Origin of the sequence: Candidatus Zymogenus saltonus, from assembly GCA_016929395.1 — a bacterium.
Lineage (GTDB): Bacteria > Desulfobacterota > Zymogenia > Zymogenales > Zymogenaceae > Zymogenus > Zymogenus saltonus.
In genome coordinates, this window is record JAFGIX010000034.1 from 1 (window position 1) to 11,937 (window position 11,937).

Here is an 11,937-nt window from a genome sequence, read left to right on the forward strand (position 1 = left end):
CGGGAGTGACAGCGTATATGTCATTCCCGTGAAAACGGGAATCCAGCTTGATATTTTTCTGGATTCCCAATCGGGTTGGGAATGACAGCATAAAAATGGATTCCCTATCAAGCCGTGAATAATATATCCGTTCTCATAAAGGTGAAATACCCCTTTCCCGCCCTTTTCTATTTATTTCCCGCCGATTCCCCGTCGTCGATTTTTATTTTGATTTTATCACCCCTTGTGTTATTCTATCGATGAAAACAAAAAACAATGTTTTTTTAAGTCTCCGATTATGTCGAATGAGAACGATGTCTCCCTTAAAGAGCCGACCCGCTGGGACAAGCAGTTCGCCCAGGACGATCCGGAGAAGTGGAGGAGGCCGTCGCGCCTCCTGGCGGAAAATATCCACCTCTTCGGGGGCGGCGTGGTCGACGACGAGGGTGGCAGAAAGTGGGCGCTGGACATAGCCTGCGGCCCAGGGAGAAACTCCGTTTTTTTGGCCGAGCACGGGTTTATCGTAGATGCGGTGGACAACTCTAAAACGGGAATTGAGATGGCCCGGGCCTTCGCCGAAGAACGGGGGGAGGAGGTGGTTGAAAACCTCAACCTGATAGAGGCCGACCTCGGAGATTTCGAGATCGCCCCCGGCCGCTACGATCTCATAGTAAATTTCTACTATCTCGACAGGGGGCTTATTCCGAAGATGGCGGCGGGGCTAAAGGAGGGGGGGTATCTCGTCTTCGAGACCTTTACCAGGGAGCACGGCGGATTCGGCGAGAAGAGTAACCCAGCCCACTATCTGGATCCGAACGAGATCCTCGGATTAGTGTTGAATGTTTCGGGGGGGCGAAAATTTAAAATCCTCTACTACAGGGAGGGATCGACCTTCGAGGAGGGATTGATGAGGGGCGCGGCGCAGTTGATCGCCCGGAGGGTTTGAGGGGGGATATTAAACGTGGGGCCCATTGAAGATAGGCGCAGACTGATTTGAAATTCAATAAATCCTTTTTTTGGAGGGATCTTGTCTTCGATAATATTGACCATAGGGAACGAGCTCCTCTCGGGGCACGTCCTGGACACCAACACCCACTGGCTTTCCAAGAGGCTCTTCTTCCTCGGGTGCGAGCTGAAGAATGTCGTTGTCCTGTCCGACGATGTTAACGAGATAGGAAAGTGGATTGTCAGGTTTATCGAGGGCGACTTCCCGAAGGTCGATTTCCTCTTCGTGTGCGGGGGGCTGGGCGCCACGCCGGACGATGTAACGATGTCGGCCGTGGCCGACGCCCTGGGGAAGGGGCTCGTCGTCTCGGATGAGGCGCTCAAGCATATGGAGTACCTCGGAAACTACATGTACGAAAAGGGATACATCAATATCAAGATGGAGGTCAACGAGGCGATACTGAAGATGGCCACGGTGATCGAGGGGTCGGTGGTGCTCGAAAACAAGGCGGGTTTCTGCCCCGGCGTGACGTTAATGAAAAAGGACACTCGCATCTTCATCCTCCCGGGCGTCCCCCAGGAGCTGAAGACGATCTTCACCTCCGAGATAGAGGGGGTGTATATAAAGCCGAGAGGGGGTAGGTTTGTAGATGAGGTTGTCCTCTCGGAGGTGGAGGCGAGGATAGCCCACCTGCTTACGAAGTTGAACGAGGACTTCCCGAAGGTCTCCGTAGGCTCCTATCCCACCTACGGCGCAAAGCGGCTGGTAATCAGGGCGATGGGGGAGAACGAGGAGGATGTAAAGAGGGTGATAAAGGAGATAAGGGACTACTCGAACTCCCTGCCCGAGTTTTAGATCGTTGGGATAGACGTTTTCTTATATACGAAATTCTGGCCTTTTTAACGGAGTTGAAGTTGAAGTGGTCGTTTAAGATAGGGAGCCTCTTCGGGATTCCGATAAAGGTCCATGTTACGTTCTTGATCCTCCTCGCCTTCGTAGCCCTCTCAGGAAAGGACGTCTCCCGGGCGCTTTACGGCGTCCTCTTTGTTATACTCATTTTCGTCTGCGTGGTCTTTCACGAGCTGGCCCACTCGCTGGTGGCCCGGCACTACGGTCACGGCGTCAGGAGCATTACGCTTCTCCCCATAGGCGGGATGGCCCAGATGGACGACATACCGGAGGATTCGAGGCAGGAGATATTTATATCCATTGCCGGCCCGGTGATGAGCTTCGTCATCGCCGGCTTTTTGTACGTCTTCATCTACTTCGGGGATATCCCCATAGCGCCCCTCGACGAGGCCTCCCTGTTCGAGGGACACATCATCCTCAACCTCTTCTGGATAAACATTATCCTTGCGGTCTTCAATATATTCCCCGCCTTTCCCATGGACGGGGGAAGGGTGTTGAGGGGCGTGATGAATCTCTTCATGAGTCACCTCAAAGCGACCAAGATTGCCGTCTTCATCGGGCAGTTCTTCGCCGTTTTGCTCTTCTTCTTCGGGATATTCTACAACAACAACTGGTGGCTCGCCCTGATTGCCGTATTTATCTATTTGGGGGCGGAGGCGGAGGACAGGATGTGGGCGATAAGGCACGCCCTCTCGGACGTCAAGGTCAAGGAGGTGGTCTTCAAGGACTATATCTCGCTCAACACGGGGGACACTCTGAAGACCGCGTCCGACCTGTTCCTACGCACCCTTCAGGGGGACTTTCCTGTCCTTTTCGGCGACAGGCTCGTGGGAATCTTGAGGAGGGATTCGATAATCAAGGGGATCAACGAGGGGAGGGAGTCGGAGAGGGTGGCGGATCTCATGGAGAGGGAGTTTCCGACGACGACCGAGAAGCAGAAGCTCATCTCCCTCTACAAGACGATGACGGAAAAGGGGATCACAATGATGCCGGTTATGGACGGGGAGAAGCTCCTTGGGATAGTGACGTTGGAGCAGATCGGCCGCTACCACATGATCTCCGCGGCGAAGGAGATGAAGTGAGTTTTATGCTGAACAGGCTGATTTCCTTCGATAACGGCAAGATGGTCTGATATTATAGCGGCAATTTTTTTGGAGACAATCATGGGCGAAAGATACCTTCGCCGGCCTTTAATATTTTTGGTCGTCCTGTTTTCCCTGACGTTTGCGCCCCTTGCGCTTTTCGGCCAGGAGGGAGAGCCTTCCCCCGTTGAGCTGGGAGACGCCGCCTTTGAGGCGGGCAAATTTGACGAGGCGGTCGATCTCTACACGAAGCGGCTTGGTGAGACCCCCGTCGGGAATGAAATCGCGGTGGTCTTGTGCAAGAGGGGAAGGGCCTATCTCTCCCTCAAGCGATACGGGGAGGCGGTCTCCGATCTTGACCGGGCCATCGCCCTTGCCCCCGGATCCAAGGACGCATATTATTTCAGGGCGCTTGCCCGTCTCGATGTGGGGATATACGCAGACGCCGGAAAGGATGCTGATAGCGCCGTCAAGATAGACCCGAACATTTCCGAATACCACCTTCTTTTGGGAGGGCTGAAAAATATTGACGGGAATTACAAGGGGGCTCTAAACGATTTCGACACAGCGATAGGGCTGAAGGGCGAATCTGCGGCGGCTTACTGCGGAAGGGGATTCGCCTTTTGCGGCCTTGTGCAGTATGATTTTGCCATGCGGGATTTCAAGAGGGCGGTGAAGCTCGCCCCCAATTTTGCGGAGGCGTACCGGGGGATGGCGGTGGTCTCCCTGTCGGACGAGGCCGGAGACGGCAGGACGGCGTTGGGCTACGCGGAGAAGGCGGTGAAGATCGATAGGAACCACCGTAACCTCGAAACGCTGGCCGCGGCCCTATACGGGGCGGAGATGATTGATATAGCGGTGAAGGTCCAGAGGGAGGCCGTGGAGCTTCTAAGCGGCAAGGGCACGCCGGGGGAAAAGATCAGGTTCGAGACCGCCTACGGGGAGAGGCTTGAACTGTACGAAGAGGGGTCGGCGGGGGGCCAGGACTGATCATTTATAAATTGAGAGTGTTGATTTTTTAAATTTGGCGCTTTTTGGTTTTTTATTTAGTGGAGTGTAAAGATGGCCGATTCAGCTGAAAAGATGATAGCGTTCTGTGGATTAATCTGCACCGGGTGTCCCGCTTACCTTGCGACACAGGCGAACGACGAGGCGAAGGCGAGGGAGACCGCCGAGATGTGGGCAAAGCAGTACGGGGTGGATGTCAGGGTCGACGACGTCTGGTGTGACGGGTGCCTGGTTGCCGGGAAGAAATGCGCCCACTGCGCCCAGTGCGCGATTCGGGCGTGCGGGGTGGAGAGGGGGGTCGAGAACTGCGGCCACTGCGGCGACTACTCCTGCGAGAAGTTAGAGGGCTTTTTCAAGATGGCCCCGGACGCCAGGACGGTCCTTGATGAGGTGAACAAATCTCTTTGATATTTTACATGGGGCCAAATATACCGCTCTCCGAGCGAAGGCCCGATCTCTCGAAGTTACGCGGTTTCCGTAATCGTTTTTGTTCCTGAGGTCGGGAAGGGCGGGATTTTCAATATGGTCATAATAAGTGCAGACGGTGTGGTATAAAAGTCCGGCGATGTAAAGCAGTAATTGATACGTCTTAAAGAAACGGGTCGGAGTATCAGGGGGAGTGAAAAAAGCCTTGGCTGATAGGATTTTTAAAGATGTAAGGTATAAGGGGAATGGTGTTGATGAGAGGTAAGGTGGTTTTTTTAGGCTGTTTACCAAAAAGGGGGCGAGTTCTGCTCACCCCCTTTTTTTCGTTGAAGAATTTGTCTTTTAAGCGATCTTTTTTCCCGCAAGCGGCGGCGAGGAGCTGAAGGCCTCGGTGATCACGATCTTTCCGAGCTTGCCGTCGAAGGAGTCTACCGTCCCCTTTACCTGATACGCAATCGGGTCCATGGTCAAGACCATTAACGCTACCTCCTGGCCGTTTTTCAATTTCTTGAGCTCCGGGTTGGAGGCGGAGACCTTAAACGCCATCGACTTCATGTCTATCGGGTAGAGGGACATCACCGGGAGAATGAAGGGGTACTCCTTTCCCTCCGGGACGAAGGCGACCGCCTTTATCGCTTGCATCTGGTCGAATTTCTCCTTTACGGTCAGCGGTATCTCGACCCCCTTGTCTCCCTTTAGCTTACCCTTCTTCCCCTTTACTGCGAACAAGTCCGCCACGATTTCGAGCTTGCCGATCTTCTTTACCGGGTAGTGCTCCTTTATCTTGATTGTGCCCGCCTTTCTGATCTTCGTGTAGGAGTTGTAGCGGAACATGTCGTTGTAGGCGATCCTGTCGAAGTAGGGGCCTACGTTTTTGAAATCGTCGTTGAAGTCACCGTTGATCTGGCCGAACTTGAGTTCGAGGTTAACCGCCATGGTTCCGACCTTCTTATTGGCCTTGAGGTTGTCGAGGGATTTCCACATCAGGAACTCGCCGAAGATGAGGAAGTCTGCTTTCGGCTCCCAGGTGTCGATGGAGGCGATAAACGCGATGTTCGGTTTTCCATCTACGTCCAGCGTCGCCATGAACTTGGCTATCATCGGCTCGGAGTATAGATTATAGAGCTCTTCGGGCAGGAACATAATATTTCTCCCATAAATAGTCTGGTATAAAAAATCTATATCACTTTAAACTTTAAGGTCGATCTTCCAAGTTTTTCAAAAATCCGGCCTTTGATCCGAGACAGGCGTTTTGTAAAGCAACTCCTTGATATTAAGACCAACATCCCGCACACCTTAATAAGGTGTTGAATCCCCCTCCATCCTTAAAATTACCGCCCACCGTCCCTGCCAATTGCCACCCCACTACGAATTGTCACCCCTCCCCACCAATTGCCACCCCCCCCATCAGACTATCACCCACCACCAAAAATTTCGCCCACCCCCCAACAAAATATCGGCCAACCCCAAAACAATCTTTCAACCTACTCCTAAAATTTCGGCCGCCCCCCAATTATTGACCCAACCCCCCCCAGCGTTTATTCGCCCTCGTCTTCGAGCCTGGTCGCCCCGGACCACCGGACGTCTTTTACACCTTCGCTTGTGGCGATATCGGCGAGCCGCTCCATGGTGTCTTTTTCCATCAGGGGCGTGTCTTCGAGGGCGAACTTGAGGTCCAGCCTCTTGTATTTATCGGTGCAGAGGTTATTGAAGGCCAGGAGCTCGTAGCGCACTACGGCCGGCATCTTGTCGGCGATGAACTTGGCCACCCTCTTTATATTTTCCTCCTGGTCGGTCATCCCCGGGATTATCGGCGTCCTTACCCAGATAGGGATTTTGCCCTTGCCGAATATCTCGGCGTTTTTGAGGATATTTACAAGGTTTACCCCTGTCGTCTTCTTGTGGAGCTCCTCGTCCATCTGTTTTAGGTCGAGGAGAATGAGGTCGACAAAGGGGAGGATTTTATCATAGGTGCTGCTGTTGAAGACCCCGGTGGTGTCGATGGCGGTTTGGATATTCGCTCCCTTGCAGAGGCGAAGGAGTTCGGCAGAAAAATCGGGATTGATCGCCGGGTCTCCGCCCCCCAGGGTCACGCCGCCTTCGGAGTTCCTGTAGAAGGCCTCGTCCTTTGCGACCTCCTCGAATATCTCCTCCGCGGTGTATTCTTTGCCGATGACCTCCAGCGCCGCCGAAGGGCACGCCTTTTCGCAGAGGCCGCACGCTGTGCACTTTACCCTGTCTATAACCATGCCGTTAGGGGTGAGCTCAAGCGCCCCCTCGGGGCAGACCTCGGTGCAGTCGAGCGCCGCTATGCAGCGGACGCCGTACCACATAAGCTCCGGCTTTGGATTTATCCCCTCAGGGTTGTGGCACCAGAGGCACTTTAAGGGGCATCCCTTTACAAATACCGTCGTCCTTATCCCGGGGCCGTCCTCGGTGGAGAAACGCTGGATGTTAAAAACAGTTCCCTTTGTCACTTCTACAGCTCTTTCGCGACCCTTGCGATGATTTCGTCCTGCATTGCCCTCCCGATGGAGACAAAATAGGCGTTGTATCCGGTTATCCTGACAAGGAGGTTCTTGTAGTCCTCCGGTTTCTTCTGGGCCTGCTTAAGGGTTTCCGAGTCTATGATGTTTACCTGAAGGGCCGTACCCCCCTTTTCGTTGTAGGTTCTCAAGAACGACATAAGCTTCTCTATCCGCTCATTGTCTCTGACGAGGGAGGGGGAGAAGCTTATGGTGTGGGAGTCGCCGTTGGGGGCGGTCTCCAGGCCGAGCTTGCCCACGCTCATGGTTACTGCCGTGGGGCCCTTGGTGTCGGCGCCGTTTACGGGGCCTATGCCGTTGGAGAGGAAATCCCCCTTCCTTCTGCCGTCCGGGGTAGCCGCCGTCGAGGGCGCGTAGGCGATCCAGTAGTTCCAGGAGAGGTATCCCGCGCGGTATTTTCTCCCCGTGGCGGGGGATGTGTGCTTTGTGGTCTCCGTACACCAGAATCTCGATATCTCCCTCGCTATCGGGTCGGCGTAATCGTCGTCGTTTCCGAACTTCGGGGCCTTGTTCATCAGGGTCTGCCTCATCTTTTCGTGCCCCTCGTAGTTGTCCTTTATCGCCTTTATGAGCTCGGCCATCGAGAACTTCTTATCCTCGAAGACCAGCTTCTTGACGGCGGCAAGCGAGTCGGCCGCCGTGGCGAGGGCAATTCCCTCCACCGTGATGTAGTTGTACTCCGGACCGCCGTTGTTGACGTCTCTTCCCTTCTTCTCGCAGCCGTCGACCAAGGTGGAGAGGTAGACCGTCGGCTCGTACTTGGACCTCATCTCGTCGGAGATGTTGTAAATATCGATAAGCTCCTCGAGGATGGCCCTAAGCTGCGTCTTGAAGGCGTCCATGAACTGGTCGAAGGTTTTGAACTTCTCCGGGTTTCCGGTCTTTGGGCCGATCCTCTCGCCGGTGGCCATATCCTTGCCGTTGTTTAGGACAAGCTCCACCGCCTTTGCGATGTTGAGGTTTACGTCCACGGTGCCCGAGCGGTCATCTCCCTGGAGGGTGTTTTCGAGACACCCCACCGGGGCGTAGTCCCAGAGGCGCTCTTCCGGGAGGCCCTGCCACTTGAGGCCCCTTATCGAGTTCTCGTCGAAGTTGATGAGAAAGGGCGATCCCTGTGCGCCGGCGAGCATCTCGGAGACCCTCTTAAGGAGCTTGTCCGGGGTCTTGTTGTGGATCCTGATGTTCGGCTTCGGCTCGAGGAGGTTCATCTCCTCGATCACGTCGAGAATCAGCCAGGTAAGCTCGTTTGAGGCGTCCTCGTAATTCTCGTCGAGACCCCCGATGGTGATCAGCTGGCCGAAGCCGGCGGAAATTCCCTGGTTCTCGCCGATGCGTCCCTGGTAATCGTAGACGTAGTTGTGCTTTACCCAGAGGCACTCCAGGAGATCCTTCGCCTCACTCTTCGTGATCTTTTTATTGTCTATATCCTTTTTATAATAGGGATAGAGGTACTGGTCTATCCTGCCGGGGGAGAGGCCGGGGCCGGGATAAGACTCGTCGGTCATAACAAGCATGTGGGTCATCCAGAACGACTGGAGTGCCTCGTGGAATGATCCGGCGGGTTCCCAGGGGACCTTTCTCGATATCCTTGCTATCTCGAGGAGCTCATCCTTCCTTTTCTTGTCCTTCGTCTCCTTGGCGAGCCTCTCCGCCTCGTCGGCGTAGCGGTTTGCCAGTATCTTGGGCACCTCGGCCGCTGTGATCATCGCTTCGAGGTAATCTATCTTATTTTTGTCCTTGGACCTCTTTATCTCCGCCTTGTATTCCTCGGTCAGCCCCTTGAAGCCCTTCTTCAGGACCTTTACGTAATTCGGGATGAGGTGGCCGGGGGTTATGCCGGAGTTTCCGACTCCGAGGTCGTTTGCACGCTTCGCCCTCTTCCACCACTTGTCGTGCAGCTTCTTCCACTTTTTTGCCTCCCCCTTGGTGAGAGAGCCTGACATGGCGGAGTTGAACTGTCCCCCGACTATCAATTCCCCGTCCAGTATATTTACCGGAAGGTAGCTCTTTGCGACCTTGTTTAGAAAGGTCGCCCTCCTCTTGGGGAGCGACATGTTGAAGAATCCGTTTTTGACGTCGACCTTCTTGGCGCACGCCAGAAGGCTGTCAGAAAAACAGGGTACAAAAGGATATACCTCCGGAACCACGGCAAACCTGTGGTACGGGAACACCACGTCCCAGGGCATCCCGTCGGTAAAGGGCATAACCTCGTTTCTGAAGTAATCTCTTCCCTTGAAGTTCCAATATTCATCCCTGAGCTTTTTTATCCTCGGGGAGAGTTTATCCGATGGTGTCCAGAGCTCTTTTGCGGAAACGGTGCATGAAGCTTGTGCCATGTCTCTTCCTCCTGTTCAGATTTTTAACTAATTAGCTATCCTGTCTATTTCAAGTAATATTATCAATCTTTATTGGCATCCCCTGATTTTTTTCCGCCCCCCCAATCTTTTTACAGCCCCCCAATCTTTTTTTACCTACCCTCCTAATATTTTGATGCACGCCAACCTTTTTTGGTTCACTCAAACTTTTTTTCCAACCCCGATCTTTTGTCACCCCCCCGAACTTTTTGCCATCCTCAAAATCTCGCCACAATCCTTCTCCCGACCCCCCCCGATCTTTTTTACCACCCTCACAATCTCATCACAGTTTTTTTTGCCACCCCCACAATATCATAACAACCTTATTGGCGACCCCCTTTTGTTCTTGACATTTTAGCATATATGGCGATATATTTAAAGAAATAAATGAGATGATCTTTCAAAAATTATTTTCACTAGGGGTGTTTCGGCTGAGAGTCTAATGACAACCCTATGAACCTGATCCGGGTAATACCGGCGGAGGGAAGTGAAGCCCAAGACCGAGGGGGGGATTGTAAGATAAATGGGGGGATGGAAAATTAAGTGGAGGATGGAGGATGTGAGTAAAGGGGGCAGGAAGTATGGGAAAGAAGAGTGGGCAATAAGATATTTTCGGTCGTGGGCGAGGAGGGGCCGGAGTTTTTCCTAAGGCCCTTTTCTGTTCAAGATTTCTAAAGGTTCATTTTCTTTGCCGACCCCCCCGAGAAAAGGGGGTTTTTTTATGGAAGGAAGAATTGAGACAAAACGGGTCGTATTGTTGGTTGAGATCGCCCTGGCGGCGGCGTTGGCGATAGGCCTGTCGATGTTGAAGCTCTACAGGCTTCCTCAGGGCGGCTCTTTATCGTTGGAGATGGTTCCCGTCTTCTATATCGCGATTATACACGGCGGCCTTGCGGGGTGCGCGGCCGGACTGCTGATGGGTATAGGCCAGCTATTCTTCGGGGCGTACATCATCCATCCCGTACAGCTGGTCCTCGATTATCCCCTCGCCTTTACCGTCCTCGGGGTGGGCGGTTTTTTATCGACATTGATCCCGATAAGAAAGGCGGACGAGACCTTCGACTATAAGCATGTCGTGTTTGCATCGATACTGGTTGCCACCCTCGGCAGTCTCTTGAGGTATATCGTTCATGTAATATCCGGGATCGTCTTCTTTGCGCAGTACGCCCCGGAGGGATCGAGCGTTCTCATCTACTCGATGGTGTATAACGCAGGGTACATGGTTCCGAATTACATCCTGAGCGCCGTCGTTGTTGTGCCCCTTGTCATGGCGAGGGGGGCCTTGGGCAAAAAGATGTGATGGGTTTTTTTAGGACGGGCTTCATTGAGACGGCTCCTGTTCGGGATGGATTATCGATTAAGGATTCGGTTTTATGAGGATGGTTTTTCGGGCCGGGTATTAAGCGACGACTGGAGGGATTGGGATTTTTTTTGATTAAAAGTTGTCTTTTGTGACAATTATCAATAATTTTGTGTGATAGTGGTCATTTCTGTTTTACAAAGGGTTCTGTAAAAATAAGGGAAAGATGGAGACGGTTGGCAGATAGAGATAAATATTGTAAATACATTTCAGCTATGTTTTTGATGAGGGTGGTTTAAGCGGGTGAACTATGCGGGCGGTTATCCTTTCCGGCGGAACCTATAGCTACTATGGGGACCCCGAGTTCTGCAGAGGCTTCGTTGACGGGGCCGATCTTATCGTCGCGGCGGACAGCGGCGGCGGGGCGCTCCTTAAGCTCGGCATCCCCAAGGGCACCCCTACGGTCATTATCGGCGATATGGATTCCATCGACCAGGCCGATCTCGCCAGTCTACGGCGCCTCAAAAAAAGCGGGGGGGATTTGGAGATCATTCGGGAGCCGGCCGAGAAGGACTCCACCGATACGGAGCTCGCCTTCGACGTTGCGCTTAAAAAAGGTGCGGACGAGATAGTAATCCTGGGGGCGTTGGGCGGCAGGGTGGACCACGCCCTTGCAAACCTCTCGCTTTTGATAAGGACGAAGAGCGAGAACGGCAAAAGAAGAAAGAAGGTCGAGGCGAAAATCGTCGATGAGTATCAGGAGATCACACTCCTCGACGCAGGGATAAAAAACAGGATAGAGGGGGATGTGGGAGAGACTGTCTCCCTGATCTCGCTGAAGGGGGACGCGGAGGGCGTAATTACCAACGATCTCAAATACCCCCTCTCGGACGCCATCCTCGCGCAGTTTTCGCCCCTCGGAGTAAGCAATGTCATTTCGGGGGCCGATCCGTGGGTTTTGTTTAAAAGGGGGCTTTTGCTCCTCGTGAGGGTGAAAAAGGTGTAGGGGGGATTTCCTGATTTTTCAAATTGCTTTCCGCTTTGTTGTTTCCGGCAGCACCGGGAATCCATCCTGTCGTTTCAAACTTGATTAGGAGTATATGCTGTCATTCCCGACCTGATCGGGAATCCAGAAGGATATTTTTACTGGATTCCCGCTTACGCGGGAATGACATAAATTGAGATTCCTGGCTTGATCGAGGGTCTATGCTGTCATTCCCGACCTGATTGGGAATCCAGAAGGATATTTTTACTGGATTCCCGCTTACGCGGGAATGACATATATATATGGATCCCCGTTTACGCGGGAATGACAAATGCTGGATCCCCGCTTACGCGGGAATGACATAAATTGAGATTCCTGGCTTGATCGAGGGTCTATGCTGTC

10 protein-coding genes and 1 riboswitch are annotated in these 11,937 nt (G+C 53.1%); of the genes, 7 read left to right on the forward strand and 3 right to left on the reverse strand.

Going from position 1 to position 11,937, the window contains the following annotated elements:
* Positions 1-277 precede the first annotated feature (277 nt).
* From JW984_07425 to JW984_07445, 5 genes are all read left to right on the forward strand, one after another.
* Positions 278-925, forward strand: coding sequence for a class I SAM-dependent methyltransferase (locus JW984_07425; protein ID MBN1573007.1), 648 nt, complete (start codon positions 278-280; stop codon positions 923-925).
* A gap of 81 nt (positions 926-1,006) precedes the next feature.
* Positions 1,007-1,780: a competence/damage-inducible protein A gene (locus JW984_07430; GenBank protein ID MBN1573008.1), complete on the forward strand. Its 774-nt coding sequence runs from the start codon at positions 1,007-1,009 to the stop codon at positions 1,778-1,780.
* 59 nt (positions 1,781-1,839) lie between these two features.
* Entirely contained in the window at positions 1,840-2,916 is a 1,077-nt protein-coding gene (locus JW984_07435) for a site-2 protease family protein (GenBank protein ID MBN1573009.1), read from the forward strand.
* An 81-nt stretch (positions 2,917-2,997) separates the two neighbouring features.
* Positions 2,998-3,906 (forward strand): tetratricopeptide repeat protein, encoded by a 909-nt coding sequence (locus JW984_07440; protein ID MBN1573010.1) that lies wholly within the window; start codon positions 2,998-3,000, stop codon positions 3,904-3,906.
* Between the two features lie 72 nt (positions 3,907-3,978).
* Positions 3,979-4,332: a DUF3795 domain-containing protein gene (locus JW984_07445; protein MBN1573011.1), complete on the forward strand. Its 354-nt coding sequence runs from the start codon at positions 3,979-3,981 to the stop codon at positions 4,330-4,332.
* A 360-nt stretch (positions 4,333-4,692) separates the two neighbouring features.
* Here JW984_07445 and JW984_07450 read toward each other — a convergent pair whose 3' ends face one another.
* The 3 genes from JW984_07450 to JW984_07460 all read right to left on the reverse strand — a co-directional run bounded on the left by JW984_07450 (position 4,693) and on the right by JW984_07460 (position 9,232).
* Entirely contained in the window at positions 4,693-5,493 is an 801-nt protein-coding gene (locus JW984_07450) for a hypothetical protein (protein ID MBN1573012.1), read from the reverse strand.
* Positions 5,494-5,888: 395 nt separating this feature from the next.
* Positions 5,889-6,827, reverse strand: coding sequence for a glycyl-radical enzyme activating protein (locus tag JW984_07455; protein ID MBN1573013.1), 939 nt, complete (start codon positions 6,825-6,827; stop codon positions 5,889-5,891).
* Between the two features lie 2 nt (positions 6,828-6,829).
* Positions 6,830-9,232: a hypothetical protein gene (locus JW984_07460; protein MBN1573014.1), complete on the reverse strand. Its 2,403-nt coding sequence runs from the start codon at positions 9,230-9,232 to the stop codon at positions 6,830-6,832.
* Positions 9,233-9,658: 426 nt separating this feature from the next.
* Positions 9,659-9,753: riboswitch (TPP riboswitch) on the forward strand.
* 218 nt (positions 9,754-9,971) lie between these two features.
* Between JW984_07460 and thiT the strand changes: the two genes are divergently transcribed.
* Together thiT and JW984_07470 are read left to right on the forward strand one after the other, a co-directional pair.
* The gene (gene thiT / locus JW984_07465; GenBank protein MBN1573015.1) at positions 9,972-10,550 is read left to right on the forward strand and encodes an energy-coupled thiamine transporter ThiT; all 579 of its coding nucleotides are present in this window, start codon (positions 9,972-9,974) and stop codon (positions 10,548-10,550) included.
* A 310-nt stretch (positions 10,551-10,860) separates the two neighbouring features.
* A complete protein-coding gene (locus JW984_07470; GenBank protein MBN1573016.1) occupies positions 10,861-11,556 on the forward strand; it encodes a thiamine diphosphokinase in 696 nt (231 codons plus the stop codon).
* Positions 11,557-11,937 lie beyond the last annotated feature (381 nt).